This window comes from Vandammella animalimorsus (genome assembly GCF_002285285.1).
GTDB lineage: Bacteria > Pseudomonadota > Gammaproteobacteria > Burkholderiales > Burkholderiaceae_C > Lampropedia > Lampropedia animalimorsus.
The window spans coordinates 277,082-303,452 of the sequence record NZ_NSJF01000005.1; the positions used below are offsets into that span (position 1 = coordinate 277,082).

The window sequence follows — 26,371 nt, forward strand, 5'->3', positions numbered from 1 at the left end:
AGCCCTGCGGGCCTGGCACGCCACTCTGATTGAGGCCGCGCGCAACGGCGTGCGGCCCGACCAGGGCGTGTTCACCCAAGCCATGCCCCCGCTGGCGGCCAGCGCACGCGTGCATGACTTCCGCGCGGCAGAGTGGAAGATTTTCGACACTGCCGGAGAGATTCGCGCCCGGGAACAGGACCACTGGAGCGCCTGGGCGTTCTTCTCGCCTGAGCAGGCCCATTGCGCGCTGCTGTTTGCGGGCCCCGATGCGTGGGAAGGTGGCGCAGTGGTGTGGGTGGATGGCGAATCGGTGCCCGTGCCGCGCGCGGTGGATGGCAGTAGCCGCCTGGATGACTGGGGCTGGTGGCTCAGCGAACGCTATTTTGCGGCGTGGCTGGGGGGCTTTCACCAGCACCCGCATGCCCGCATCTGCATTGATGCCCTTGGCCTGGGCAATATCCGTGGCCACTGGGTTTATGACACGCAAACCCGCACAGCGCAGTGCATCGTCCCAGATGATGCGCAAGCTTGGGAGAAACCCAGGGCAAAAATCGTGGGCAACGATTTGGTGATCTATGCCGACTTGGAAGACAAGCGTGCAGGCCGCGAGGCCCGCCGGGTGCGGCTTTGAGCCGCAGCGCACCTGGGCGGCTGCCCTGCTTGCGGTGGCTGAAGATGCCTTGGGGGCGATGCCTTTTCAGTCGGCCCAGCCTCACGCCAGCGCGCCTTCCAGCCGCAGCAAGAAGGTCTTCACCGGCAGGCCGCCGCCAAAGCCGACCAGCGTGCCGTCAGCGCCGATCACGCGGTGGCAGGGCACGACAATCGACAGCGGGTTGCGGCCATTGGCCGCGCCGACGGCGCGCATCGCCTTGGGTTGGCCGATGGCGGCGGCCAGTTGCGCGTAGCTGCGGGTTTGCCCATAGGGGATGGTGCGCAGCGCCTGCCAGACGCGCTGCTGGAAATCCGTGCCCTGCGGCGCCAGCGGCAAATCGAACACACGGCGCTGGCCGGCGAAGTATTCGCCGAGCTGCCGGGCGGCTTCACTCAGCAGCGGATGCGGGCTTTCCTGCCGGCTTTCCTGCCAATTGGCATCGCGTTTGACCGGGTGGCGGCCCTGCGGAAACTCGATGGCGTGCAGGCCCTCGTCACTGGCGGCGATCAGCAGGCGGCCAACCGGGCTGTCGATGGTTTGGTGAAAGATGGTCATGGCGGCTGCCGGGTCGGGCGCTGCAAGAAAGGGCAATCAATCTAACACAATGCCCTGCTCAGTGCTCCAGCGGCGCAGCAGGTTGGGGCGGCGTTCGGGGTAGCGCTGGCCGGTATCGGCAAGATGCTGCACGCGGTCGGCGCGGAAGTGGCGAAAGTCCTGTCGCAGCTCGCACCAGGCGGCAATCAGCCGGGTTTCATTGAAAAAGGCCATGGCGAACGGCCAGATGCGGCGCTGGCTGGGGCTGTCTTCAGCATCGCGGTAATCCAGTTGCAGGATGTGCTCGTGGCGAATCGCCTGGCGCAGCGTCGGCAGCCACGGTTCAGTCAATGGTGCGTCGCAGCGTCCGGGGACGAACAGGCCGCTGGTTTCCACTTGCAGCCGCAAATCGCTGGGCAGCACGCCGGTGATGCGCCGCAGCGCCTGGTCGGCGGCCGCGGCCAATGCCGGGTCGGCGGACTGGCTGGCCACCCAGCGCACGCCCAGCACCAGGGCTTCCAGCTCGTCGGCGCTGAACATCAGCGGCGGCAGGGTGAAGCCGGGGCGAAGCAGGTAGCCGATGCCGGGCTCGCCCTCGATCGCCGCGCCTTCGCCGCGCAGGCTGGCGATGTCGCGGTACAGCGTGCGCAGGCTGATGCCGAGTGCCTCGGCCAGCTGCTGGCCGGGCATTGGCCTGCGGCGGGCGCGCAGCAGTTCCAGCAATTGCAGCAGGCGGTGGGCGCGGGTGGTCATGGTCCGTATCTCGTCTCAGGATGGTGGGCCTGCGCTGCTGCGGCACAATGGCCGATTTTGGCGTTGGCGCGGTATGTGTTGCTGGCGCGGTCTGGATGCGGGTGGCTTTGAATGAATGACGACCAGTTGCTGCGCTATGCGCGGCACATTCTGCTCGATGAGATCGACATCGCGGGCCAGCAGCGCCTGCTGCAGGCCACGGTACTGGTGGTGGGCTGCGGCGGCTTGGGCCATGCGGCGGCGGCGTATCTGGCGGCGGCGGGGGTTGGGCGGCTGTGGTTGGCCGATGACGATGTGGTGGAGGCCTCGAACTTGCAGCGCCAGGTGTTTTTCACGCCGGGCGATCTGGGCCAGCCCAAGGCGCAGGTGCTGGCGCAGCGCCTGGCGATGCAGAACCCGGACATTGCCGTGCGCGCGCTGGTGCGGCGGCTCGATGGGCCGCAGTTGCAGCAGTTGCTGGGCGATTGCGATGTGGTGCTCGATTGCAGCGACAACTTTGCCACGCGCCATGCCATCAACCAGGCCAGCGTGGCCACGCGCACGCCGCTGGTGCTGGGGGCGGCCACGCGTTTTGAAGGGCAGCTCAGTGTGTTCGACCCGCGCCGCGCAGATTCGCCGTGTTATGCCTGCCTGTTCCCGCCAGGGCAGGCGGGCGACGGGGCCTGTGCGGTGTTTGGCGTGTTCGCGCCGCTGGTGGGCATGGTGGGCACGGCGCAGGCCAGCGAGGCGCTGAAGCTGTTGCTGGGTCTGGGCGAAGCGCCGTGCGGGCAGCTGCTGCTGTTCAATGCGCTGTCACCTGCGCCGCAGGCCTGGGCCTTGGCGCGCGACCCGCATTGCGCCGTGTGTGGCGCGGCACAGGCACAGGGCAATGACAGGCCCTGAATGGCAAGCTGTCAGTCTTTCTTCGGGCGCTGCCAGGGCCCGCTTTTGCCGCCTTCCTTGCTGAGCAGGCCGATGTGCTCGATTTCCATGCCCTTGTCCAGGGCCTTGAGCATGTCGTAGATGGTCAGCAGGCCGATGGCCGCGCCCGTCAGGGCTTCCATCTCCACGCCGGTCTGCCCCAGCGTCTGCGCGCAGACTTCGATGTGCACGCGCAGTGCAGCGGCATCGAGGCGAAAGTCCACGCGCAGGTGGCTCAGCGGCAGTGGGTGGCACAGCGGGATCAGGCCGCTGGTTTGCTTGGCACCCTGGATGGCGGCAATGCGGGCCACGCCCAGCACGTCCCCTTTGGGGCTGTGGTTGGCTGCGGGGTCTTGCAGCGCAGCAAAGCCGGCGGCCGAGAGGCGGATGCTGCCGCAGGCAACGGCCTTGCGCTGGGTGGCGGGCTTGGCGCCGACGTCCACCATCCAGGCTTGGCCCTGGGCGTCGAAGTGGCTGAGGCCGGCGGCGCTGGCCGGGTTGTCGTCGTGGTGCGTTTCGGGGGGATTGGGCATGGGGCCGCATGGTAGCGGCAAATGGGTGGTGGCACGGGCGGCGTTTGCTCTGCGTTCGTTATATCTTTGTGTATATTTCGCGGCTTGCGCCAGCCGCCGCAGTCCGCAGGGCAGATGCGGCGGGCAGGGCGCGCAGTTTCACCTCACGATGGGAACATTGCCATGCACAAGCGGTTTTCTGTTTTTCTGCGGCCCCTGGCCGCTGCGGTTTTGGCGCTGGGCGCACATGCGGCCTGGGCTGAGACGATCACGGTTTCGGCCGCGGCCAGCCTGGCCGATGCCTTCAAGGTCATCGCCCAGCAGTACGAGCAGCGCCATCCGGGCGATAAGGTGGAGCTGAACTTCGCCGGCTCGGGCGCGCTGCTGCAGCAAATCGACAAGGGCGCGCCGGTGGATGTGTTCGCCAGCGCCGACCAGAAGACCATGCAGATGGCCGAGGAGAAGGGCCTGGTCGAGCAGGGCAAGAGCCAGGCGTTTGCGCGCAACAGTCTGGTGCTGATCCAGCCCAAGGACAGCAACGTGGCGCTGGCCGATGTGGACGGCTTGCGCGCCCAGGGCATTGCACGCATTGCCATCGGCAATCCCGACAGCGTGCCCGTGGGCCGCTACACCAAGGCCACGCTGGAGGCCGGCGGCCAGTGGGAGGCGCTGCAGCCCAAGCTGATCCTGGCGCAGAACGTGCGCCAGGCGCTGGATTACGTGGCGCGCGCCGAGGTCGATGCCGGCTTCGTCTACGGCACGGATGCGACGCTGATGGCCGACAAGGTGAAGGTGGCCGGCGTGGTGCCCACGCAAAAGCCGGTGGTCTATCCCATTGCCGTGCTGAAGAAGGCGCCGCAGCCCGAGGCGGCGCAGCGCTTCATGGCTTTGGTGCTCTCGGCCGATGGGCAAAAGGTGCTGGCGCAATTTGGCTTTTTGCCGCCGGCCGAGTAAGCGCGACGCCATGGATGGCAAGGGCAGCCGGTCGCTAGGGCCGGGGAGGGCGCGATGACGCAGGGGCTGGACATGGCAGCGGTCATCGTGCCGCTGCTGCTGTCGCTGAAGGTGGCGTTCTGGGCCACCTGCATCAGCGGTTTGCTGGGCATCGTCGTCGGCCTGTACCTGGCGCGCAGCCGTTGCTGGCTGCGCAATGTGCTCGACACCGTGCTCACGCTGCCCATGGTGCTGCCGCCCACGGTGATGGGCTATTACCTGCTGGTGCTGTTGGGCAGCAAGGGCTGGCTGGGCGCCTGGCTCAAGGAGAGCCTGGGCATCAGCCTGATCTTCAGCTGGCAGGGTGCGGTCGTGGCCGCCGCCGTGGTCAGCTTTCCGCTGGTGTTCAAGCCGGCGCGCGCGGCGTTTGAGTCCGTCGACCCGCAGCTGGAGCAGGCCGGGCGCGTGTTGGGCGTGAGCGAATGGGGCATTGTGCTGCGCATTAGCTTGCCGCTGGCCTGGCGCGGCATCATGGCCGGCATGGTGCTGGGCTTTGTGCGCGCGCTGGGCGAGTTTGGCGCCACGCTGATGATTGCCGGCAGCATCCCAGGCAAGACGCAAACCCTGTCGATCGCCATTTATGAGGCCGTGCAGGCCGGGCGCGATGGCACGGCCACGCTGCTGGCACTGGTGATCTCCAGCGTGTGCGTGGGCATGTTGCTGCTGGCCACCTGGATCACCCCCAAGCGGCAGGAGGCCCGCGGAGCATGAACAGCTTGAGCTTCCCAGAGGCCGTCAGCGGTGCCAGAGCCGCCAATGCCGCCGCGTTGCAGGCCGCAGCAGGGCAGGGCGCCCAGCCCTGGTGTGACATCGACGTGCGCAAGCGCCTGCAATCGGCCGAACGCGTTTTCGAGCTGGATGTGCAATTGCGCGCCAGCCACCCGCGCATTGTGCTGATGGGGCCCTCGGGCATTGGCAAGACCCTGGTGCTGCAGGCCATGGCCGGCTTGCTGCGCCCCGATGCCGGGCATGTGCGCATTGGCGGTCAGGCCTTCTACGACGGCGAGAGCGGCCTGCATGTGGCGCCGCAGCAGCGCCGCGTGGGCTTTTTATTCCAGAACTACGCGCTGCTGCCGCACCTGACGGCGCTGGGCAACGTCGGCTTTGGCTTGCGCCGTGGCGCATGGGGTTTTTTGTCGCGCGCGCACAAGGACGAGGCCATGCACTGGCTGGAGCGTTTCCAGGTCGCGCACCTGGCTGGGCAGTACCCGCACACGCTCTCGGGCGGGCAGCAGCAGCGCGTGGCGCTCGCGCGCCTGGCCATCCTCAAGCCCCGGGCGTTGCTGCTCGATGAGCCGTTTTCGGCGCTCGACCCGCAACTGCGCCAAGAGATGCGCGAGCAGGTGCTGGCGCTGCTGCAGCAGCTGGGCATCCCGCTGATGCTGATCTCGCACGACGAGCGCGACCACCAAGCCTTCAATGCCCAACTGCTGCGCCTGACCCAGGCCGCCGATGGCCGCACCGTGCTGCTGCCTTCAGACGCTGAATGAACGCCCAGCAGCGCCTGTGAGGGCGCTGAGGCTGGGCGGGTGCTGCGACCCGCCCTCAGACACCCATCCCCGCTTGCCACGGAGGCGATGAGCGAGAGCGGGGGCAGAGGCGCTGAACAGGGCGCTCAGGCCGTGGGCAGCTTGTAGCCCACCAGTTGCTCGCGGATTTTGGTCTTGAGCATCTTGCCAGTGGCGCCCAGCGGGATGCTGTCAACAAACACCACGTCATCGGGGATCTGCCACTTGGCCAGCTTGCCCTCGTAGAACTTCAGCAGCTCTTCCTTGCTCACCTGCTGCTCGGGCTTGAGGGCCACGACGACGATGGGGCGCTCGTCCCACTTGGGGTGCGGCATGCCGATGGAGGCGGCCATGGCCACGGCCGGGTGGGCCATGGCGATGTTCTCGATGTCGATGGAGCTGATCCACTCGCCGCCGGACTTGATCACGTCCTTGCTGCGGTCGGTGATCTGCATGAAGCCGTCGGCGTCGATGGTGGCCACGTCACCAGTGGGGAACCAGCCTTGGCCACGCTCGTCGTAGATCAGCGGATCGTTGCCCTCGAGCTTGTAGTACTTGGACAGAATCCAGGGCCCGCGCACCAGCAGGTCGCCATAGGTCTTGCCGTCCCAGGGCAGCTCTTCGCCTTTTTCGTTGACGATCTTCATGTCCACGCCGAACACGGCGCGGCCCTGCTTTTGCAGCACCTTGAACTGCTCCTCTTGCGGCAGCTGCAGGTGCTTGTTCTTGAGCTTGCCCAGCGTGCCCAGCGGGCTCATCTCCGTCATGCCCCAGGCGTGCAGCACCTGCACGTCCAGCTGCTTCTCGAAGGTCTCGATCATGGCTGGCGGGCAGGCCGAGCCGCCGATGATGGTGCGCGTGAGCGTGCTGAACTTGAGCTGGTTGGGCAGCATATGGCCCAGCAGCATCTGCCAGACGGTGGGCACGCCAGCGGCCATGGTCACGCCTTCGCTCTCGATCAGCTCATAGACGGATTTGCCGTCCAGCGCCGGGCCGGGGAAGACGATCTTGCAGCCGGTGGCCGCCGCCGCGTAGGGCGTGCCCCAGGCGTTGACGTGGAACATGGGCACCACGGGCAGGATGGCGTCGCTGGCCGAGAGGCTCATCACATCGGGCATGCAAATGCCGTAGGTGTGCAAGGTGGTGGAGCGGTGGCTGTAGACGGCAGCCTTGGGGTTGCCGGTGGTGCCGCTGGTGTAGCACATGCTGGAGGCGGTGTTCTCATCGAGCTGCGGCCAGCGGTACTGGCTGCTTTGCCCGGCCAGCCAGCTCTCGTAGCTGACCAGGTTGGGAATGCCGGTGTCGGCCGGCAGCTTGTCGGCGTCGCACATGGCCACCCACTTCTTCACGCCCGGGCACTTGCTGTGCACGGCCTGGATCAGCGGCGTGAAAGTGGTGTCAAAGCACAGGATCACGTCCTCGGCGTGGTTGATGATCCAGGCGATCTGCTCGGGGTGCAGGCGCGGGTTGATGGTGTGCAGCACCCGGCCCGAGCCGCTGACGCCGAAGTACAGCTCCATGTGGCGGTAGCCGTTCCAGGCCAGCGTGGCCACGCGCTCGCCCGGCGCGCATTGCTCGGCATCGAGTGCATTGGCGATCTGGCGCGCACGCGCGGCCAGATCCTTGTAGGTGTAGCGGTGAATATCGCCCTCGACGCGGCGCGAAACGATCTGGCCGTCGCCGTGGTGGCGCTCGGCGTGTTCGAGCATGGCCGAAATCAAAAGCGGTTGATGCTGCATCAGGCCCAGCATGGTTTTCTCCTTGGAAATGTCTTGGAAATGTCTTGGAAATGTCGTTAGGGAATATGGGATGGCCTGCCCAGGCGCTGCTGCTGCGCACTGCCGGCGCGGCAGGCCTGCAGGGGGTGGGCGAGGGCAAATCCAGCGCGCATTGTCGCCCAGCTTGGCAGTGGCGCAGGCCTTCGCGGGTAGGGACAAGGCGCCCATGGCAGGCCATGGATAGAATCGCCCGCTGGAGCCCGCCGCCGGCGGGCGTTTCTTTTCCCCAGCCACGGCAGGCGCCAGCTCATGCCGCCGCCTTGCCCTTGCGCCATGAAATTCTTCTTCGACGTCCTGCCCTTCGTGCTGTTTTATGTCTCCTATGTGAAATGGGGGATTTACGTGGCCACTGCCGTGGCCATTGGCGTTTCGGCCCTGCAGATCGTGCTGACCCTGCTGAGCGGGCGCAAGGTCGAGCCCATGCAGTGGGTGGGCATGGGTTTGATTGGCGTCTTCGGCGGCATGACCCTGGTGCTGCAAAACCCCATCTTCGTGATGTGGCGCTCCTCCATCGTCAATTGGCTGCTGGCGGCTGTGCTGCTGGTGTCTCTGCATGTGCTGGGCCGCAACCCGCTCAAGCTGCTGCTGGGCAGCCAGATGCGCATGCCCGAGCGCGCCTGGCGCCAGCTGGTCTGGGGCTTGAGTGGGCTGTTCACCACCATGGGCGTGGTCAACATCGTGGTGGCGAAAAACTTCAGCGAAGCCGCCTGGGTCAACTACAAGACCTTTGGCAGCCCGGTCATCAGCTTCCTCGCCATTGCACTGCTGTTCATGCTGCTGGGCCGGCACATCGAGATCGTCGGCGCGCCCGGCAGCCAAGCATCGCCTGCCACGCCGCCTGGCGATGCGCCGCCGCCCAGCGCAGCGACAGGCGATGCCGCCGCCGTGCAGCATCCACAGCAGCGCTGAAAGAGTGGCCTTCTCAATACCCCACCCCCAATACGCCATGAACCATTCGCCCGACACCCCAGGCGCTGACTCCGCATCTCATGCAGCCAATGCCGTCACCGCCGCCGCCATCGAGGCGCGGCTGCGCCAGCGGTTGCAGCCCACGGAACTTCTGGTCATCGACGAGAGTCATCAGCACGCTGGCCATGCCGGGGCCAATGGCACGGGCTTTGGCACCCACTTCCGGGTGCACATTGCCTCACCATTGTTTCTGGGGGCCAGCCGCGTGAGCGCGCATCGCCTTGTGTATGATGCGCTGCGCGATTTTTTCGATGCCGGCCTGCATGCCCTGGCCATCGAGCTCAAGCAGTCTTGAACCCAGATCGGGTGCGGCGGGGGGCTTTCCAGCCCCCGCTGTGTTTTGCAGCCTTGGCTGCCACGCTGCCTGTGCGCAATGGCCCGGTGCCTGTGGCGCCGTGTTTTCTTTTCTCCACGCCCTGAAAGGCTTTGATCTCAATGAAAAAACAATTGCTGTGCGCCGCTCTGGCCGGCGCCCTGGCTGCAACTGTGCTGCCCGCCTCGGCCAAGGATTTGGCGGTCGTCAACGGCGAGGCCATCCCGCAGGCGCGCTACGACTTCTTCATCAAGCAGTTTGAGGAAAGCGGCACCCCCAAGACCCCTGAGCTGGAGGCCCAGGTCAAGGAGGAGCTGATCCGCCGCGCCGTGTTCGAGCAGGAAGCCAAAAAACTCAAGCTTGAAGACAGCCAGGCTTTCAAGGAAGAAATGGCCCTGGCGCGCCAGACCTTCCTGATCCGCGCGCTGTTCCAGAAGCACCAGAAGGACAACCCCATCACCGACAAGGCCATCAAGGCCGAGTACGACAAATTCGTCGAGCAGCAAAAGGGTTTTGAATACCAGTCGGCGCACATCCTGGTCGAGACTGAGGAAGAGGCCAAGGCCATCATTGCCGATCTGAAGAAGGATTTCAGCAAGTTCGAGGCCATCGCCAAGGAAAAATCCAAGGATCCTGGCTCGGGCGCCAAGGGCGGTGATCTGGGCTGGCAGCGCGCAGAAACCTATGTGCCCGAATTTGCCCAGGCACTGACCAAGCTGGAAAAAGGCAAATTCACTCAGGAGCCCGTCAAGACCGAATACGGCTGGCACATCCTGCACTTGAAGGACAAGCGCGACAGCAAGCCGCCCACACTGGACGCGCTCAAGCCGCAGATCGAGCAACACCTGGCCCAGCGGCAGCTGGCCGAGTTCCAGGAAAAGCTCTACAAGGCAGCGAAGATTGAGAAGTAAGCCTGTGCGTTGCGCGCAGACTGAGTAATCGGCTGCATCATGCAAAGCCCGCTCTCTGGCACAGCCGGGGGCGGGCTTTGTACTGTGTAGGTGCAGGGGTGCTGCGCGCTGTGCCGGCCAGAATGCATCTTCAGCATTCAAAGCCTGCCACTATCTGCTCATGACTTCGAAATGCACATGGCCCATGTTTTTGCGTGGGCGCCCGGCCGTAGCGCTGCTGTTGCTGCTGTGGGCGGCCTGGATGTACTTGCCGGATCTGGGCCGAAACTCCCTGTGGGAGGATGAGCTGTTCTCGGCCGACATCGTGCTGCAGCGGCCCTTGTGGCCCCAGGATCAGCCCTGGCTGCAGCGCGTGCGCCTGACGCAGCTGGGCGTGCAGGAGAGCTTCTGGACGGTCAAGGCGGCCGACCAATCGCCGCCGCTGTATGAACTGCTCAACAAACTGGTGACCAACCTGCTGGGCGATGGGGAGGCGCAGCTGCGCTTGCTCAGCGCCCTGGCCATACTGGCGTTGCTGAGCTGGCTGGGGCTGCGCGTTTGGCGGCAGGCGCGCCAGCCCGAGGGCATGGCGTATCTGGCCATGATGGGGCTGCTGGCCAGCTCCGGCTTCGTCCATGTGTATGCGCAGGAGGCGCGCGCCTACGGCCTGGGCATGGCGCTTTCGGCCGTGCTCTGGGTGCTGTTCTGGGAGCGCTGGCTGCATGGCTGGCGCAGTGCGCCGCTGCCAGGCTGGGCGGAGACGACGCTGTTTGCCGCAGCGGCCTTGACGCACTACCACGCCACGGCCCTGGCTGCGCTGCTGCTGGGCCTGTACGGCCTGGAAGGCTTGTGCCGCCGCGATGGCCGGGCGCTGCTGCGCATGGCCTGCGTGCTGGCCGTGGTGCTGGCCTGGTTGGCGCTGAGCTACCACTCGTTGTGGCTGACGGCGCAGGGGCAGATGGGCTTTGTGCAGAAGATGCCCTATGGCCAGGCATTGCTGGCAGGGCTGCGCACGCTGCACACCCAGGTGCTGGGGCCTTGGGCTGCTGCGGGCATGGCGCTGTGCGTTGGGCTGTATGGCATTGCGCTGCTGCGCCAGGTTGGGGCCGGTGCAGCAAGGCCGCCACTGACACCCACGCAGCGCCGCTGGGCCTGGGCCAGCCTGGCCGTGCTGTTGACGCTGCTGGCCTATGGCGCCTTGATCACGGCCACCATGCGCCAAAGCCAGATCGTGGCGCCGCGCCACTATGTGTTTTTGCTGCCGCCGTTGTATCTGCTGCTGGCCTGTGCGCTGGCTGATGGCCAGATTGGGCGTCAGCAGGGTCGCCAGCCCTGGCTGGGCGCGCTGGCCCCGTTGATGCTGGTGGGGCTGATGGGGCTGCAATGGCCCATGCTGCAGCACTACCGGCACATCCCGAAGCACGATTTCCGCGCCGCGGCGCAGTTTGCGTTGCAGCATCTGCAGCCTGGCGATGCGGTGTACACAGGCTTCATGCTCAACCCGGCAGGCTACCGCTATTACTTGCAGCGCAGGGCGGACAAGCCGGTTCGCATCCTGCCGCTCTACCAGGCCGAGGATGCACAGGCGCTGTGCCGGCAAGCGCCGCTGCCGCAGCGCTTTGCGCACCTGCACATGGCCTACTACCCGGCGGTGGCCCAGGCGCTGCAGCAAGCCTGCGGCGCGCACTTTGAGGTGCTGCGCCACGAGCGGCACAACGTCAGCGCAGGGCTTTGGCGCCAAAAACCATGAGGCCAGCGTGGCGGGCGTGGGTTCGTAACAGGCTCTAAAATCGCGCCCTTTGCCCCGAAAAGGCGCCATCTCCGTCCCTGTCTTGGCTGGCTGGCGCCGTTCTGGAACCTTCATGACCTTGCTGCTGCAACAGATTCTCCCGCGCGTGGCGCTTACGCGCCTGGCTGGTCAGCTGGCGGCGGCGCGCCAGCCCTGGCTGGCGCAGCCGCTGATCCGCTGGTTCATCCGGCGCTATCAGGTGAACATGCAGGAGGCGCTGCACAGCGATGCGGCGCAGTACGCCTGCTTCAACGATTTCTTCACGCGCGCGCTGCGTCCGGATGCCAGGCCTTTGGCCGACAGCGACTGGGTGTGCCCGGTCGATGGCGCCATCAGCCAGTGCGGGCGCATCGAGCAAGGGCGCATCGTGCAGGCCAAGGGGCGCGACTACAGCGTGGCCGAGCTGCTGGCCGATGCCCAGCGGGCCGCGCCGTTCCACCAGGGCGACTTCGCCACGCTCTACCTCAGCCCGCGCGATTACCACCGCATCCACATGCCCTGTGCCGGGCGTCTGCTGCGCATGAGCCATGTGCCGGGTGCTCTGTATTCGGTCAACCCAGCCACGGCCCAGGCGCTCGATGGCCTGTTTGCGCGCAACGAGCGGCTGGTTTGCTGGTTCGAAGGGCCTTGGGGGCCATTCGTGCTGGTGCTGGTGGGCGCGACCATTGTCGGCAGCATCGCCACCAGCTGGCATGGCGTGGTCACGCCGCCTCGCACTGGCGCTGTGCGCCACTGGGAGTACGCCAGCGGCGCGCCTGTGGATCTGCGCCAGGGCCAGGAGATGGGGCGCTTTCTGCTGGGTTCGACTGTGATCGTGCTCACCCCCCCAGAGGCGCGGTTGCGCTGGAACCCGCAGTGGCAGCCCGGCGCTGCCGTGCGCATGGGCCAGGCCATGGCCAGCAGCGGTGCGGCCCAGGCCGCTGCTACCCATGCCTGACGAGCCAGCGTCTTGCGCCAAGCCCAGCCAATCCGTTCATTGATTCATCGCCATCCGATTTCTGTTTTTTCTTTATGCAAGCTACGCCACCGCAAATCCACAATACCCTGACCCGCTCGATCGACGAGATCGACGCCCAGGCCCTCAACCCCCAGGCCCTGCAGCCCGAGTCCTACCGCCTGGCCTTTGACGACCCGGAGTTCATGAGCCGCAAGGAAACACGCGGTCTGCGCTTTCAGCTGGAGCTGCTCAAGCCCGAGCTGGAGCAGGAGGCGCGCGGCATCCATCAGACGGTGGTGGTGTTTGGCGGCGCGCGCGTGGCCGATGCCAAGACGGCCCAGGCCGAGCTTGAAGCGGCGCAGCGCAGCGGCGATGCCGCCGCCCTGGCGCGCGCCCAGCGCATGGTGCGCAACGCACGCTACTACGAAAGCGCGCGCGCCTTTGCGCACCTGGTCTCACGCGCCTGCGAATCCGAGCCGGTGCCGCAGCGCTTCGTCATCTGCACTGGCGGGGGCCCCGGCATCATGGAGGCCGCCAACCGTGGCGCCTACGAGGCCGGCGCGCTGAACGTGGGATTGAACATCACCCTGCCGCACGAGCAAAGCGGCAACCGCTTCATCACGCCGGGGTTGAGCTTCAAGTTCCACTACTTCGCGCTGCGCAAGATGCACTTGCTGATGCGCGCCAAGGCGCTGGTGGTGTTCCCTGGCGGTTTCGGCACGCTCGATGAATTGTTCGAGGTGCTGACGCTGGTGCAGACGGGCAAGGCCAAGCGCGTGCCCATCATCCTCTTTGGCAGCGAGTACTGGAAGCGCCTGGTGCACTTCGAGGTACTGGTCGAGGAGGGCATGATCTCGCCCGAGGACCTGGAGCTGTTTCACTACTGCGACGAGCCCGAGCAGGCCTGGGAGCTGCTCCGCCGCTTCTACGCCAACGGGCGCGCAGCCTGAGGCCGGGCGCAGCCGTGCAGCTGGTTGACATCCTGTACTCGCAAGGCTTTGGCACGCGCCGCGTGTGCTATGGCCTGGTGCAAGCCGGCATGGTGGAGTTTGCCTGGGGCGATGGCCCCTGGCAGCGCGCCGACGATACGGCGCAATGGCTGCCCGTCGATGAGGCCGCGCAGCCACCGCTGCAGCTGCGCGTGCAAGGGCAGGTCTGGCCCTACCATGCCAAGGCCTATCTGATGCTGCACAAGCCCGCAGGCACGGAGTGCTCGCAAAAGCCTTCGGCCTACCCCAGCATCTACACCCTGTTGCCCGGGCCCTTGCGCCAGCGGCCCGTCAAGGGCGGGCAACCGGGCGTGCAGGCCATTGGCAGGCTCGATCAGGACACCACCGGCCTGCTGTTGCTCTCGGACGATGGCGCTTTCATCCACCGCATGAGCTCGCCGCGCCACCACGTGCCCAAGGTCTATGAGGTGCATACGCGCCATGCCGTCACGCCCGCGCAGATCGAGCAACTGCGCCAGGGCGTGGTGCTGCACGATGCCCGCGCCGGGCAGAGCGTGCGCGCCGACGCCATCGAGCAGCACAGCCCCACCCACATCAGCCTGACGCTGCACGCGGGCAAGTACCACCAGGTCAAGCGGATGATCGCGGCCGTGGGCAACCGCGTCGAGGCGCTGCATCGCAGCCGCATCGGCGCGCTGCAACTGCCCGCAGACCTGGCCCCAGGCCAGTGGCGCTGGCTGCAGCCCGATCAACTGGCGCTACTGCGGCACAAGGCTTGAGAGCCGGCACTGATGGCCTGCTCAAACCCACGGCAAGCCGCTCACGGCTTGGCCGTGGGTGTTGCTTTGTCTTCCTTGGGCTGGTCTTTGGGGCTGCCCTTGGCGCTGTCCGTCGCTTGATCTGAGGCAGGCGGCGCTTTTGCCGGCGTGGCACTGGCTGGGTGCAAAGAGAGAATCCATTGCGCCAGCGCCTGGGCCTCGGCCTCGTTGACGCGCGTGTTGGGCGGCATGGGCACGGGGCCCCATTGCCCCTTGCTGCCTTTGCGGATGCGCTCGGCCATGGCAGCGGCCGCGCCATCCTCGGCATGGCGCTTGGCGGCAATGTCCTTGAACGAGGGGCCGACGATCTTGCGCTCCACGCTGTGGCAGGCAATGCAGGCCTTGCTTTTGATCAGCTGCTCGCTGGCGATCGCGGCCAGCGGCAGGCCCAGGGCGCAGCACAGCAGCGCCAGGCGGCGAAAAGTCGAAGAAATCATGGTGCAGGCCATCGAGGGGAATGCTGTTGCGTCAGAGCGCGCCATCGCGCAATGGCGGGCGGTGGGGCAGGGCTTGGCCGTGGTGCGCACTGCTGCAAGGCGGCGAGCCTAACACAGCCAGCGCGCGCCATCATGGCGTGCGGCGCTGGCGTGCGCGTGCGGGCGTTGGCGCTGGCGACAGTGTTGGCGTAACGGCCAAGGTCGCCAGTTCGCACATGGCCTGCGCCTGCTGCTGTAGAAACTCGAGCAGGGCCTTGAGCGCAGCGCTGTTGTGGCGCCGCTGGGCGTAGGCCGCGTAAAGATAAAGCTCATTGGGGACGAACTCCTGCAGTACCGCTTCCAGCGCGCCGCTGGCCAGGTGGGGTTCGAGCATCAGGCGCGGCAGATAGACCACGCCCAGCCCTTGCAGCGCCAGCGTCGTCAGCGGCAGAGCGTCGGTGCTGTCAACCAGTGGCTGCAGCGCCACTTCTAGGCGTCGCCCTTGGTCTGTGAACAGCCACTGCGGCGATTGGCCCAATGGCGTGACGCACAGCGTGCGGTGCTCGACCAACTCGCGCGGATGGCTGGGGCGGCCGTGCGCCTGCCAGTAGCCGGGCGTGGCTGCGAGCGCGAAGTGCATGGGCAGCAGGCGGCGCACAATCAGGTTGGCATCTGGGATGGGGCCCACGCGCAGCGCGATGTCCACGCCTTCCTCGACCAGATCAATGTGTTGGTTGCTCACGCGCAGGTGCAGTGAGACCTGCGGGTGGCATTCGAGAAATTGCCCCAACAGCTGTGACAGGCGCGATTGCATCACGCCATGCGGCGCGGTCAGGTACAGCCTGCCGCTGGGAATGCTGGCGCGCGTGAGCAACTCGTCTCGGGTCAGGTGCAGCATCTCCAGCATCGGGCCGCTGCGCTCGTAGAGCAATTGGCCGGCATCGGTGAGGGTGACCCGGCGCGTGGTTCGATGAAACAGCCGCAGGCCAAAGCGTTGCTCCAGCGCTGCGACGTATTTGCTGACATTGGCCGGCGACATGCCCAAAGATCGCGCTGCGGCAGAGAAGCCACCGCAGCGCACGACTTCGCGAAAGGTTTCGATCAGTTCCAGCGAATCCATTGTTTCCAGATTGGAATAAGTTCTTTGCTCTTTTGCGGCTTTTTAACACGACGCGATGTGCGCACAATGCGTCCCACGCAAGCCGTTGAAGGCTTTTTGCAGTGGAATGTCTCCACTGCATGGACTTTGAAAGGAAACGACCATGAACCGACGTCTGATCTCTATCGCCCCCGCCCTGGCCACTTTGCTGCTGGCAGGCCATGCATTTGCCGCCCAGCCCATGCCTGCCGCTGGCGAAGGCCCGTTTTTCTCGCAGCAGCAGCAGTCGCACCAGGCTGTGGAGCGCGCGGCTGTGCATGCCGAAGCGCTGACCCAGCGCCCAGCCGCTGGCGAAGCTTCGGCCACTGCCGCGCTGGCCCAGCCGGCCAGCCGCCTGACCCGCGCCGAGGTGCGCAGCGCCACGCGCGATGCGCTCGCCCAGGGTTATCACCTGCGAGTGGGAGATGCCAGCTGATGAATGCCAGCTGATGCCTGAGGCGGCATCCAGCCGGGCATGAACCAAAAACCCCGCCATGCGCATACATGGCGGGGTTTTTTTGATGCGTGCGCTACAGGCTCAGGCTGCAGCGCTGGGTCGGCGGGCGCATGTGGCCCCGCCGCTCAATCACTTGCTGCCGGGCACTTGGCCTTCGACGCCCTTGACGTAGAACTTGATGCCCAGCAGGAAAGCATCGTCGGCCACCTGGCCGTCGGCCAGCACGGCCTGACCACTCTGGTCCACGATCGGGCCTTTCCAGATATGGAAGCTGCCGTCCTTGAGGCCCTGCTTGACCTGGGCGACTTTGTCCTTGGCCTCTTGCGGGATGTCGTCGGCCAAGCCCACCAGATCGATCGCGCCTTCCTTGACGCCCCACCAGCTTTGCTTGCTGCTCCAGTTGCCATCCATGACGGACTGCACGGTCTGGGTGTAGTAGGGGCCCCAGTTGATGACGACCGAGGCCAGGTGCGCCTGAGGGCCATAGGCGGTCATGTCCGAATCCCAGCCGAAGGCGCGCTTGCCGTTTTCCTGCGCGGTCTTGATGACGGCGGCCGAATCGGTGTTCTGGAACAGGATGTCCGCGCCGCTGTGCAGCAGCGAAGTGGCCGCCTCGGTCTCCTTGGGGGGGCTGAACCATTCATTGACCCAGACGACCTTGGTGGTGATGGCCGGGTTGACCGATTGCGCGCCCAGCGTGAAGCTGTTGATGTTGCGGATCACCTCGGGGATGGGCACGGAGCCGACCACGCCCAGCACATTGGATTTGGTCATCGCGCCGGCGACGATGCCCGCCAGGTAGGCGCCTTCATAAGTGCGGCTGTCGTAGGTGCTGAGGTTGGGGCCGGTCTTGTAGCCGGTGGCGTGCTCGAACTTGACGTTGGGGAAGTCCTGCGCCAAGCGCGCCATGTAGTCCATGTAGCCGAAGGTGGTGCCGAAGATGACGTCGTGGCCCTCGGCGGCAAAGCCGCGCAGGATGCGCTCGGCATCGGCCGACTCGGGCACGCTTTCGACGAACTTGGTCTGCACCTTGTCGCCCAAGGCCTGCACCATGGCTTTGCGGCCGTTGTCGTGCGCGAAAGTCCAGCCGCCATCACCCACCGGGCCGATGTAGGCAAAGGCCACTTTGAGCGGCTTTTTCTCGGCAGCGGCCTGCTCGCCTTGTGGCGCGGTGGCGGCGCTGGGCGCCGAGGCCGGTGCGGTGGCCGGCGCTGCAGCCGGTGCGGGGCTGGCGCTGCTGCTTGTCGGTGCAGGCGCGGGGGCGGGCGCTGGCGCGGGGGCCGGGGCGTCCTGCTGGCCGCAGGCGGCCAGCGTGGCGGCGCACAGCGCAAGGGCGGCGCTGCGCAGGCTCAGGCGATGGGGCAGGGGGCTCATGAGGGTTCTCCAAAGTGGGTGAAAAAACAAAAAACGGTGGGCTGTGCCAAGCCCATGCTCAAGGCGAGAAAGGCTTGCCCAGCGAGGCGGGCATGTTGGTGCGGATCCACACCGGGTTGCGCGAGATCAGCACCAGCACGGCGATGCTGGCCAGGTAGGGCAGCATGCTGAGCAGCTGGCTGGGCACCTGGATGCCGCCGGCCTGCAGGCTCAGCTGCAGCATGGTCATGCTGCCAAACAAATAAGCGCCCAGCAGAATGCGCAGCGGCCGCCAGGTGGCAAAGGCCGTCAGCGCCAGGGCAATCCAGCCACGGCCGGAGACCATGCCCTCAGCCCACAGCGGCGTGTAGGCGGTGGAGAGATAGGCGCCGGCCAAGCCGCACAGCGCGCCGCCCAGGGTCACGCACAGCAACCGGATGGCGCGCACCTTGTAGCCCAGGGCGTGGGCGGATTCGGGTGACTCGCCGATGGCGCGCAGCACCAGGCCAGTGCGCGTGCGCCCATACAGCCAGGCCAGTGCCAGTGCCAGGGCGATGGCCACGTACACCAGCGCGTGGTGGCGCAGCAGCGCCGGGCCGATCAAGGGCAGATCGGACAGCAGCGGCAGCGCCAGCTTGGGCGTGGCCGGGATGCTGGCCTGCACGTAGCCCACGCCGACGTAGGCGGAAAAGCCCATGCCGAACAGGCTCAGCGCCAGCCCGGTGGCGTACTGGTTGGTGTGCAGGAAGATCACCAGCAGGCCCAGCACGGCAGCCAGCGCCGCGCCCGCGCCCGCGCCGGCCAGCAGGCCCAGCGAGTGGCTGCCGCTGTGCACCACGGTGGCGTAGGCGGCAATGGCCGCGCACAGCATCATGCCCTCGGCGCCGAGGTTGACGATGCCAACCTTCTCGTTAATCAACAACCCCAGCGCAGCCAGGGCCAGCACCGTGCCGGTGCTCAGGGTGGAGGCAATGAACAGGTCCATCACAATCCTTGGTGGGCGCTGGTGGTGGCCGCGCCGGTTGCCACATGGGCTGCCGGGTTGGGCGCTGTGGCGCTGGCCGGCGTTGCCGTGCCATCGACCGGCGCGCGCTTGAGCCGCAGGCGGTAGTTGATCAGCGTGTCGCAGGCCAGCAGGCAGAACAGCAGCAGGCCCTGGAAGACGTTGGAGAGCGACTTGGGCAGGCCCAGCTGCGATTGCGACAGCTCGCCGCCGATGACCAGCATGCTCAGCAGCACGCTGGAGAACACCATCCCTACCGGATGCAGCCGACCGACGAAGGCCACGATGATGGCTGTGAAGCCATAGCCGACGGGAATCTGCGGGTTGAGCTGGCCAACCGGGCCGATCACGTCCAGCGCTCCGGCCAGACCGGCCAGCGCACCAGAGAGCAGCAGCGCCGTCCACAGCGCACGCCGCGCCGGGAAGCCGGCGTAGCGCGCTGCCGCAGGCGCCAGGCCGCCGACCTGCTGGGCAAAGCCGGCGCGGGTGCGGAACATGAACAGCCACATCAGTGCGCAGGCCGCCAGCGCCAGCGACAGCCCGGCATTGGCGCGGGCGCCGTTCATCAGGCGCGGCAGCTGCGTGGCGGCATCGAAAGAGGCCGTGCGCGGAAAGTTGTAGCCCGCAGGATCCTTCCAGGGGCCATAGACCAGGTAGTTCAGCAGCTGGATGGCCACGTACACCAGCATCAGGCTGACCAGGATTTCATTGGTGTTGAAGCGGTCGCGCAGCAGCGCCACGATGGCTGCCCAGGCCATGCCGCCCAGGCTGCCGGCCAGCAGGATCAGCACGATGAAACCTGGGCCGCTGCCCGGTTGGGCCTGCAGCGCCACCCAGCCGCTGGCGATGGCGCCCAGCACGAACTGGCCTTCAGCGCCGATGTTCCAGATGTTGGAGCGAAAGCACAGCCCCAGGCCCAGCGCGATCAACAGCAGCGGCGTGGCCTTCAGGGCGATCTCGCCCCAGGCGTAGGCGTTTTTGAGCGGCTCAACGAAAAACACCGCCAGGCCCTGCAATGGCGAGGTGCCCGAGAGGCCAAAGAGCACAGCGCCGAGCAGCATGGTCAGCAGCAGCGCCAGCAGCGGGGAGAGGGCCGACCACAGCCGCGAGGGCTGTGGCCTGGGTTCGAGGACGAGTTTCATGCCGGGCAGGTTGCTGGGGCGAGAAAGAAAAGCGAAGAAAAGGGACCGATCAGCGACGGGTTGTCGTGCGCAAGCAGAGGGGGCATTTGCGTCATCTGTGCCGTCGGGCCACTGCGTCAGACCATCGTGGCGATCTCTTGCTGGGCATTGGGCTGTTCTTGCTGGCCGGTCGCCTGGCTTGGGGCGGAGGCCTCCCACAGGCCACTCATCCACAGGCCGATCAGCTCCACGCTGGCTTGCGCGCGCGGCAGCGAGGGCGAGAGTGTACCTTTGGCCATCACGTAGAGGCGGTCGCAGATCTCGAACAGCTCTTCGAGCTCCTCGCTGACCACCAGCACCGCGCAACCGGCCTCGGCCAGCGCCAGCAGCTGCGAGCGGATCTGCGCGGCTGCGCCCACGTCCACGCCCCAGGTCGGCTGCGCCAGCAGCAGGATGCGCGGCGCGGCGTCCATCTCGCGACCGACGATGTACTTTTGCAGATTGCCGCCGGAGAGCGAGCGCGCCGCGGCGTGGCTGCCGGCGGCCTTGACGCCAAAGCCTTCGATCAGCGCGCTGGCCTTGGCGTGCAGGCGGCGTGGGCTGAGCCAGCCCAGCGGGCCGCGCTCCAGGCGCCGCGTGAGCAGCAGGTTTTGCGCCAGGCTCATGCTGGGCACCGTGGCGCGGCCCAGGCGCTCCTCGGGCACGAAGTGCAGGCCGTGCTCGCGGCGGCGCTGCTGCACGCCGGCGCGGCCCGCGTCCTGGCCAAACAGCAGCACCTGGCCGGGCGCGGCGCGTGTATCTTCACCGCTGAGCGCTTGCAGCAACTCGTTCTGGCCGTTGCCGGAGATGCCGGCGATGCCCACGATTTCACCGGCCTGCAATTGCAGTTGCACGTCGTGCAAATCCACGCCGAAGCGGTGCGCCCTGGGCAGCTGAAGGCCGCGCACTTCCAGCACCGTGGCCCCTGGCCGGTGGTGGCGGCCCAGCAGGCGCGGCGGCTCGATGCCAATCATCAGCCGCGCCAGCGAGGCATCGCTTTGCTCCTTGGGGTTGACCACGCCGCGCACCTTGCCCTGGCGAATCACCGTGCAGACATCGCACAGTTCGCGGATCTCGTGCAGCTTGTGGCTGATGTAGAGAATGCTGCAGCCCGAATCGGCCAGACGCCGCAGCACGCCAAACAGGCTGCGCACGGCCTGCGGCGTGAGCACGGAAGTCGGCTCATCCAGGATCAGCAGCTTGGGCTTGGCCACCAGGCTGCGCAGGATTTCGATCTTCTGGCGCTCGCCCACGCTCAACGCATGCACCGGGCGGCTGGTGTCCAGATCCAGGCCAAACACCGTGGCGATTTCGTCCAGGTGCACATCCAGCATGTCGCGGCGCATCTGGCGCTCCTGGCCCAGCCAGATGTTCTCGGCCACGGTCAGCGACTCGAACAGATTGAAGTGCTGGAACACCATCGCCACGCCCAATTGGCGCGCGTGGTGCGGCGAGCGCATGCGCACCGGCTGGCCGTCGAAGTGGATGCTGCCCGCATCGGGCTGCACGGCGCCATAGATGATCTTCATCAGCGTGGACTTGCCCGCGCCGTTCTCGCCCAGAATGGCGTGGATCTGACCGCGCTCGACCGTCAGGTCGATGCCGTCGTTGGCCACCACGCCGGGATAGCGTTTGGTGATGCCCGCCAGTTGCAGGCGCGGCGCAGGCGGCAGGCTCAGTTGCGAGAGCTCGAGCGACTCGGCATCGGGCTGGGGCAGGTAGGACATGGGGCGGGCGCTTTCGGCGCTGTGGGCGTAGGGGCGGGCCAGCAGCAAACCGGCGGCATGGGGCCGACTGCGCGACAGGCCAATGGGCAAACGCTGCGTATTATCTTGGCGTTCGAGGCTTCCTGCTGTGCCAGGAAACAATTTTCAGAAGATTGAGCAAACAGGAGACACCCCCATGCGAGAGCGCTTCCCATTGATGGAACTGCACGACTTACCGGACGATATCCGCGAGCGCATCGTGCAGGTGCAGGAGAAAAGCGGCTTCATTCCCAATGTCTTTCTGGCCCTGGCGCGGCGTCCGGCCGAGTGGCGCGCCTTCTTTGCCTACCACGATGCGCTGATGCTGCGCGAGGGCGGCTCGCTGACCAAGGGCGAGCGCGAGATGATCGTCACCGCCACCAGCGCACTCAACCAATGCCTGTACTGCGTCGTGGCCCATGGCGCGCTGCTGCGCGTCTATGAGAAAAAGCCGCGCCTGGCAGACCAAGTGGCCATCAACTACCGCAAGGCCGACCTGCCGCCGCGCCAGCGCGCCATGCTGGACTTTGCCGTCAAGGTCAGCCAGCACTCAGCCCAGGTCGAAGATGCCGATTGCCAGGCGCTGCTGGCGCATGGCTTCGACGATGAGGACATCTGGGACATCATCGCCATCACGGCTTTCTTTGGCATGTCCAACCGCATCGCCAACGCCACGGGCCTGCTGCCCAACCCGGAGTTTTATCTGCTCGGGCGCATTCCCCGCCAGCCCAGGCCGGACTGAGCCGGCGCGGCGCTCAGCTCGACGATGCCGGGCCGCCGCGGCCAGGCAGGTGGCGGAAGATGATGCGACCCTTGCTCAGGTCGTAGGGCGACATCTCCAGCGTCACCTTGTCGCCCGCCAGAATGCGGATGTGGTGCTTGCGCATCTTGCCGCCGGTGTAGGCAATCAGCTCGTGGCCGTTGTCCAGCGTGACGCGAAAGCGCGAATCGGGCAGCACCTCGGTGACGGAGCCCTGCATCTCGATGAGTTCTTCTTTGGCCATAAAGACAATTCAAAAATGGGCGGCCCAGGCAGGCCCTGGGCCGTATCCTGCGCCGCATGCCAGCCATGCCGCGCTGGGGTGAAAAAACAAAAACCCGCGATTTTATCCCCCTTTCGCCCGCCACGCCCGCGCTGTGTGGGCCTGAGCGCCATTGGCGATAGACTGGCGCTTTTTCCTCACTCTCGCCCTTGCATTGCCATGTCCACTGCCGCCATTCACCGCTCCTTCGGCCGCCCCTTCGCCCAGATCGACGTCTTCACAGCCCAGCCCGGCTGGGGCAACCCCGTGGCCGTGGTGCTCGATGGCGCAGGCCTGACGGACGAGGCCATGCAGCGCTTTGCAAGCTGGACCAATCTGTCGGAAACCACCTTCGTGCTGCCGCCCACCGAGGCCGGGGCCGACTACCGCGTGCGCATCTTCACCCCGGCCGAGGAGCTGCCTTTTGCCGGCCACCCCACGCTGGGCACCTGCTTTGCCTGGTTGGCCGCAGGCGGTGTGCCCAAGGATCCGGCCTGCATCGTGCAGCAGTGCGCCAAGGGGCTGATCCCCATCCGCCGCGAGGCACAACCCGGCGGCGGCGCCCGCCTGGCCTTTGCCGCCCCGCCCATGCAGGCCACGGCCGTGGACGAGGCGCTGCTGGCCCAGGTGGCCCGCGCGCTGGGCCTGCCCGATGCAACCGCCATCGGCCAGGCCCGCTGGCTGGACAACGGCCCGCGCTGGCTGGGCCTGTGGCTGGCCGATGCCGACGCCGTGCTGGCCTTGCAACCCGACCACGCCGCGCTGGCCGCCCTGGGCGTGTACACCGGCGTGGCCGGGCCTTATCCAGTACAGTGGGCAGCGCAGTTGGCGGCCCAGGCGGTGGGGGAAGATGAGGCCGAAGCAGGCGCGCCGCTGATTGCCCGCGCCAGCCGCGAGGCACGCGCCTTCGCTGCCCCGGCTGCGCGCCTGGCACAGGCGGCGCAGACGGCACAGGCTGCACAGGCGGCGCAGCCTGCACAGGCTGAGGCCGAACCGCTGATTGAAGTGCGCGCCTTCGTCTCCGTCATCGGCGTGCCCGAAGACCCGGTCACCGGCAGCCTCAACGCCAGCCTGGCGCAGTGGCTGATGGCCGAAGGCCAGCTGCCCGCCGCCTACGTGGCCGCGCAAGGCAGTCGCATGGGCCGCGCCGGGCGCGTGCACGTGGCGCGCGATGCGCAAGGCCAGGTCTGGGTGGGTGGCGACTGCGTGGCCGTGGTGCAGGGCGAGGTGCAGCTGTGAGCGCCGCTGGCGAGACCGCAGCGGCAACGACAGCCGCCGCGCAGGCCCGGCTCGACCACCTGGTGGTCATGGCCGACACGTTGGAGCAGGGCGCGGCCTGGTGCCAGGCCACGCTGGGCATCGCGCCCGGCCCCGGCGGCGCGCACCCGCTGTTTGGCACGCACAACCGCCTGCTGTCCATCGCCACGCAGGCCGGGCCATTTGCCCAGGCCTATCTGGAAATCATCGCCATCGACCCGGCCGCCAGCCCCGCCGCCACAACCGATGGCCGCGCGCGCCGGCGTTGGTTCGACATGGACGAGGCCGCGCTGCGCGCCCAGGTGCGCGCGCAAGGCCCGCGCCTGATCCACTGGGTGGCGCGCGTGCCCGATTTGGCCCGCGCCTGCGCCGCCTTGGCCGCGCAAGGCATCGAGCGCGGCGACATCCTGCAAGCCAGCCGCCAGACGCCGCGCGGCCTGCTGCAATGGCAGATCGCCGTGCGCCCCGATGGCCAGCGCCTGTTCGATGGCTGCCTGCCCACCCTCATCCAATGGGGCCAGGCGCACCCGAGCGACGCACTGCCCGACAGCGGCCTGGCGCTGCACAGCCTGCACTTGCAGCACCCCCAGGCCGAGGCGCTGCGCGCCGCACTCAAGGCCCTGGGCCTGAGCGGGCAGCTGCAGCTGAGCGCCGGCCCAGCGCGCCTGAGCGCGCAACTGCACACGCCGCGCGGCCTGGTGACTGTGGCGTGACGGCGATGAAAACCTGTTCAAAATCCGTTCCCGCCCGCACCAAGATCGTGAACAGGCTCCAAGAACCAGTTGGCGCCCTGGATGGGCAAGACAACCCTTGAAGACCATGCCCCAACGCCTGCTCATAGCCGCCGACATCCACGGCCTGCATGCGCCCTTGCGCGCCTGGCTCTCGCCCTTGCTGGCTCTGGCGCACAGCGCGCAGCTGCTCTCGCCCTGGCCAGGCGATGGCGAGAAGCCGCCCCATGCCAGCGAGGCAGAAGCCGTGGCCGCCTTTCATGCGCACCAGGGCTTGCCCCGCTATGCGCAGCGCATCGCGCAGGCCATGGGCGATGCGCCGGTGTTTCTCGTGGCCTTCAGCGTTGGCGCGGCCAGCGCCTGGCATGCCCTGGCCGGCCCGGCCTGCCACCCGCACAGCCGGGCCGTGCTGTACTACGGCTCGCGCATTCGCGATGCCCTCACGCTCACGCCGCGCTGCCCGGTGCAGCTGGTGTTTGCCGAGCGCGAAGCGGGCTTTGAGCCCCAGGCCATTGCCCCGGCGCTGGCCGCCAGCGGCGCGCACTGCGCCATCTTGCCGGGTACGCGACACGGCTTCATGAACCCGCTCTCGCCCCACTTCCAACCTGCGCTGGCCCAGGCCCAGCGGGCCTGGCTCTGCCACAGCCTGCGCCGCCATGGCCAGGGCCTGCCGCTCGATCCACTGCCATCAACCCCCCATTGCCCACCTACGCCATGAACCATGCCCTTGCCGCCTTGCCCAGCCTGGCCGCCATCGAAGCGGCCGCGCGCACCGTTTACCGTGAATTCCCGCCCACGCCGCAATACCGCTGGGCGCTGCTGACCGAGCGCCTGGGCGCCGAATGCTGGCTCAAGCACGAGAACCACACGCCCGTGGGCGCGTTCAAGATCCGTGGCGGGCTGGCCTACTTCCAACAATTGAAGGACGCGGGCGCTCTGCCGAGCGCCGTCATCAGCGCCACGCGCGGCAACCACGGCCAAAGCATCGGCTGGGCTGCGCGCGCCCACGGCGTGGCCTGCACCATCGTCGTGCCGCGCGGCAATTCGGTGGAAAAGAACGCCGCCATGCGCGCCCTGGGCGTGGAGCTGATCGAGCACGGCGATGACTTCACCGAAAGCGCCGAACATGCCCAGCGACTGGCCGCCGAGCGCGGCGCGCACATGGTGCCCAGCTACCATCCGGCGCTGGTGGCCGGCGTGGCCAGCTACTGGCTGGAGTTTTTGCGCGCCGTGCCGCAACTGCAAGTGGCCTACGTGCCCATTGGCCTGGGCAGCGGCGCGTGCGCGGCCATCGCCGCCAAACAGGCGCTGGGCCATGGCGCGCGCATTGTCGGCGTGGTCAGCCGGCACGCCACCACCTATGCCGACTCACTGGCCGCCGGCCACGTGGTGCCCGCGCCGGCCACCACGCGCCTGGCCGACGGCATGGCCGTGCGCCGGGCCCACCCCGATGCGCTGGCCGTGCTGCAAGCCGGGCTGGACCATCTGGTGCAAGTCAGCGACGACGAAGTGGCCGCCGCCATGCGCGCCCTGCATGCCGATACCCACAACCTGGCCGAAGGCGCGGGGGCGGCCGCGCTGGCCGCCGCCTTGCAGGAGCGCGGCTCGCTGCAAGGCCAGTGCGTGGGCCTGGCGCTGACCGGCGCCAATGTGGACGCGGCGGTGCTGGCGCAGGTGCTGGCCGCTTGAGCCCTTGAGCCCTTGAGCCCTTGAGCCCTTGAGCCCTTGAGCCCTTGAGCCCTTGAGCCCTTGAGCCCTTGAGCCCTTGAGCCCTTGAGCCCTTGAGCCATTGAGCCATTGAGCCATTGAGC

The 26,371-nt window shown here is 67.2% G+C and carries 29 protein-coding genes; 18 read left to right on the forward strand and 11 right to left on the reverse strand.

What is annotated here, in order from left to right:
* Positions 1 to 82: 82 nt before the first annotated feature.
* Positions 83 to 613: a hypothetical protein gene (locus CK620_RS10915; protein WP_143326072.1), complete on the forward strand. Its 531-nt coding sequence runs from the start codon at positions 83 to 85 to the stop codon at positions 611 to 613.
* Positions 614 to 694: 81 nt separating this feature from the next.
* On the opposite strand, the gene CK620_RS10920 is transcribed toward CK620_RS10915, so the two are convergent.
* Positions 695 to 1,189 carry a methylated-DNA--[protein]-cysteine S-methyltransferase gene (locus CK620_RS10920; RefSeq protein ID WP_095550309.1) on the reverse strand — a complete coding sequence of 165 codons (495 nt, stop codon included), beginning with the start codon at positions 1,187 to 1,189 and terminating at the stop codon, positions 695 to 697.
* 36 nt (positions 1,190 to 1,225) lie between these two features.
* Positions 1,226 to 1,921, reverse strand: a complete 696-nt coding sequence (locus CK620_RS10925; RefSeq protein ID WP_095550310.1) for a helix-turn-helix transcriptional regulator — start codon at positions 1,919 to 1,921, stop codon at positions 1,226 to 1,228.
* 111 nt (positions 1,922 to 2,032) lie between these two features.
* Here CK620_RS10925 and CK620_RS10930 point away from each other — a divergent pair, with 111 nt between their 5' ends.
* On the forward strand, positions 2,033 to 2,803 hold the full coding sequence (locus CK620_RS10930) for a HesA/MoeB/ThiF family protein (RefSeq protein ID WP_095550311.1): 771 nt from the start codon (positions 2,033 to 2,035) through the stop codon (positions 2,801 to 2,803).
* Positions 2,804 to 2,814: 11 nt separating this feature from the next.
* Here CK620_RS10930 and moaC read toward each other — a convergent pair whose 3' ends face one another.
* Positions 2,815 to 3,354, reverse strand: a complete 540-nt coding sequence (moaC, locus tag CK620_RS10935; protein WP_095550312.1) for a cyclic pyranopterin monophosphate synthase MoaC — start codon at positions 3,352 to 3,354, stop codon at positions 2,815 to 2,817.
* 162 nt (positions 3,355 to 3,516) lie between these two features.
* Here moaC and modA point away from each other — a divergent pair, with 162 nt between their 5' ends.
* From modA to CK620_RS10950, 3 genes are read left to right on the forward strand one after another with little or no spacing between them, the layout of a single operon-like run.
* Positions 3,517 to 4,287: a molybdate ABC transporter substrate-binding protein gene (modA, locus tag CK620_RS10940; RefSeq protein WP_095550313.1), complete on the forward strand. Its 771-nt coding sequence runs from the start codon at positions 3,517 to 3,519 to the stop codon at positions 4,285 to 4,287.
* Positions 4,288 to 4,341: 54 nt separating this feature from the next.
* On the forward strand, positions 4,342 to 5,037 hold the full coding sequence (gene modB / locus CK620_RS10945) for a molybdate ABC transporter permease subunit (RefSeq protein WP_238944903.1): 696 nt from the start codon (positions 4,342 to 4,344) through the stop codon (positions 5,035 to 5,037).
* A complete protein-coding gene (locus CK620_RS10950) occupies positions 5,034 to 5,816 on the forward strand; it encodes an ABC transporter ATP-binding protein (protein WP_095550314.1) in 783 nt (260 codons plus the stop codon). The genes modB and CK620_RS10950 overlap by 4 nt, the downstream gene beginning before the upstream one ends.
* A 125-nt stretch (positions 5,817 to 5,941) precedes the next feature.
* Here CK620_RS10950 and CK620_RS10955 read toward each other — a convergent pair whose 3' ends face one another.
* Positions 5,942 to 7,585: a 3-(methylthio)propionyl-CoA ligase gene (locus CK620_RS10955; protein WP_095550315.1), complete on the reverse strand. Its 1,644-nt coding sequence runs from the start codon at positions 7,583 to 7,585 to the stop codon at positions 5,942 to 5,944.
* Positions 7,586 to 7,885: 300 nt separating this feature from the next.
* On the opposite strand from CK620_RS10955, the gene CK620_RS10960 reads away from it, so the two are divergent.
* From CK620_RS10960 to CK620_RS10990, 7 genes are all read left to right on the forward strand, one after another.
* Complete coding sequence (locus CK620_RS10960) at positions 7,886 to 8,521, forward strand: inner membrane-spanning protein YciB (protein ID WP_172424501.1); 636 nt, start codon at positions 7,886 to 7,888, stop codon at positions 8,519 to 8,521.
* A gap of 37 nt (positions 8,522 to 8,558) precedes the next feature.
* Entirely contained in the window at positions 8,559 to 8,876 is a 318-nt protein-coding gene (locus CK620_RS10965; RefSeq protein ID WP_095550317.1) for a BolA family protein, read from the forward strand.
* A gap of 140 nt (positions 8,877 to 9,016) precedes the next feature.
* Positions 9,017 to 9,805, forward strand: a complete 789-nt coding sequence (locus CK620_RS10970; RefSeq protein ID WP_095550318.1) for a peptidylprolyl isomerase — start codon at positions 9,017 to 9,019, stop codon at positions 9,803 to 9,805.
* 184 nt (positions 9,806 to 9,989) lie between these two features.
* Positions 9,990 to 11,534, forward strand: coding sequence for a hypothetical protein (locus CK620_RS10975; RefSeq protein WP_095550319.1), 1,545 nt, complete (start codon positions 9,990 to 9,992; stop codon positions 11,532 to 11,534).
* 112 nt (positions 11,535 to 11,646) lie between these two features.
* Positions 11,647 to 12,510, forward strand: coding sequence for an archaetidylserine decarboxylase (gene asd, locus CK620_RS10980; RefSeq protein ID WP_095550320.1), 864 nt, complete (start codon positions 11,647 to 11,649; stop codon positions 12,508 to 12,510).
* Between the two features lie 74 nt (positions 12,511 to 12,584).
* Positions 12,585 to 13,460, forward strand: a complete 876-nt coding sequence (locus CK620_RS10985; RefSeq protein WP_095550321.1) for an LOG family protein — start codon at positions 12,585 to 12,587, stop codon at positions 13,458 to 13,460.
* Between the two features lie 14 nt (positions 13,461 to 13,474).
* On the forward strand, positions 13,475 to 14,239 hold the full coding sequence (locus tag CK620_RS10990; RefSeq protein ID WP_095550322.1) for a 16S rRNA pseudouridine(516) synthase: 765 nt from the start codon (positions 13,475 to 13,477) through the stop codon (positions 14,237 to 14,239).
* A gap of 41 nt (positions 14,240 to 14,280) precedes the next feature.
* On the opposite strand, the gene CK620_RS10995 is transcribed toward CK620_RS10990, so the two are convergent.
* Positions 14,281 to 14,715: a c-type cytochrome gene (locus tag CK620_RS10995; protein ID WP_095550353.1), complete on the reverse strand. Its 435-nt coding sequence runs from the start codon at positions 14,713 to 14,715 to the stop codon at positions 14,281 to 14,283.
* 130 nt (positions 14,716 to 14,845) lie between these two features.
* On the reverse strand, positions 14,846 to 15,814 hold the full coding sequence (locus tag CK620_RS11000; protein ID WP_095550323.1) for a LysR family transcriptional regulator: 969 nt from the start codon (positions 15,812 to 15,814) through the stop codon (positions 14,846 to 14,848).
* Positions 15,815 to 15,956: 142 nt separating this feature from the next.
* On the opposite strand from CK620_RS11000, the gene CK620_RS11005 reads away from it, so the two are divergent.
* Positions 15,957 to 16,268, forward strand: coding sequence for a hypothetical protein (locus CK620_RS11005; RefSeq protein ID WP_095550324.1), 312 nt, complete (start codon positions 15,957 to 15,959; stop codon positions 16,266 to 16,268).
* 150 nt (positions 16,269 to 16,418) lie between these two features.
* On the opposite strand, the gene CK620_RS11010 is transcribed toward CK620_RS11005, so the two are convergent.
* From CK620_RS11010 to CK620_RS11025, 4 genes are all read right to left on the reverse strand, one after another.
* A complete protein-coding gene (locus tag CK620_RS11010) occupies positions 16,419 to 17,663 on the reverse strand; it encodes a BMP family ABC transporter substrate-binding protein (RefSeq protein WP_095550325.1) in 1,245 nt (414 codons plus the stop codon).
* A gap of 58 nt (positions 17,664 to 17,721) precedes the next feature.
* Positions 17,722 to 18,627, reverse strand: a complete 906-nt coding sequence (locus tag CK620_RS11015) for an ABC transporter permease (protein ID WP_095550326.1) — start codon at positions 18,625 to 18,627, stop codon at positions 17,722 to 17,724.
* Positions 18,627 to 19,787 (reverse strand): ABC transporter permease, encoded by a 1,161-nt coding sequence (locus CK620_RS11020; RefSeq protein ID WP_095550327.1) that lies wholly within the window; start codon positions 19,785 to 19,787, stop codon positions 18,627 to 18,629. Before CK620_RS11020 ends, CK620_RS11015 begins: the two co-directional genes overlap by 1 nt.
* A 116-nt stretch (positions 19,788 to 19,903) precedes the next feature.
* Entirely contained in the window at positions 19,904 to 21,532 is a 1,629-nt protein-coding gene (locus CK620_RS11025; protein ID WP_095543699.1) for an ABC transporter ATP-binding protein, read from the reverse strand.
* A gap of 175 nt (positions 21,533 to 21,707) precedes the next feature.
* On the opposite strand from CK620_RS11025, the gene CK620_RS11030 reads away from it, so the two are divergent.
* Positions 21,708 to 22,292, forward strand: a complete 585-nt coding sequence (locus CK620_RS11030; RefSeq protein WP_095550328.1) for a peroxidase-related enzyme — start codon at positions 21,708 to 21,710, stop codon at positions 22,290 to 22,292.
* Positions 22,293 to 22,305: 13 nt separating this feature from the next.
* On the opposite strand, the gene infA is transcribed toward CK620_RS11030, so the two are convergent.
* The gene (infA, locus tag CK620_RS11035; protein WP_095538502.1) at positions 22,306 to 22,554 is read right to left on the reverse strand and encodes a translation initiation factor IF-1; all 249 of its coding nucleotides are present in this window, start codon (positions 22,552 to 22,554) and stop codon (positions 22,306 to 22,308) included.
* A gap of 198 nt (positions 22,555 to 22,752) precedes the next feature.
* Here infA and CK620_RS11040 point away from each other — a divergent pair, with 198 nt between their 5' ends.
* The 4 genes from CK620_RS11040 to CK620_RS11055 all read left to right on the forward strand — a co-directional run bounded on the left by CK620_RS11040 (position 22,753) and on the right by CK620_RS11055 (position 26,249).
* The gene (locus tag CK620_RS11040) at positions 22,753 to 23,811 is read left to right on the forward strand and encodes a PhzF family phenazine biosynthesis protein (RefSeq protein ID WP_095550329.1); all 1,059 of its coding nucleotides are present in this window, start codon (positions 22,753 to 22,755) and stop codon (positions 23,809 to 23,811) included.
* Complete coding sequence (locus tag CK620_RS11045) at positions 23,808 to 24,542, forward strand: VOC family protein (protein WP_275250712.1); 735 nt, start codon at positions 23,808 to 23,810, stop codon at positions 24,540 to 24,542. Before CK620_RS11040 ends, CK620_RS11045 begins: the two co-directional genes overlap by 4 nt.
* 106 nt (positions 24,543 to 24,648) lie before the next feature.
* Positions 24,649 to 25,278, forward strand: a complete 630-nt coding sequence (locus CK620_RS11050; protein ID WP_179290639.1) for a dienelactone hydrolase family protein — start codon at positions 24,649 to 24,651, stop codon at positions 25,276 to 25,278.
* Positions 25,275 to 26,249, forward strand: coding sequence for a threonine dehydratase (locus CK620_RS11055; protein ID WP_095550330.1), 975 nt, complete (start codon positions 25,275 to 25,277; stop codon positions 26,247 to 26,249). Before CK620_RS11050 ends, CK620_RS11055 begins: the two co-directional genes overlap by 4 nt.
* Positions 26,250 to 26,371 lie beyond the last annotated feature (122 nt).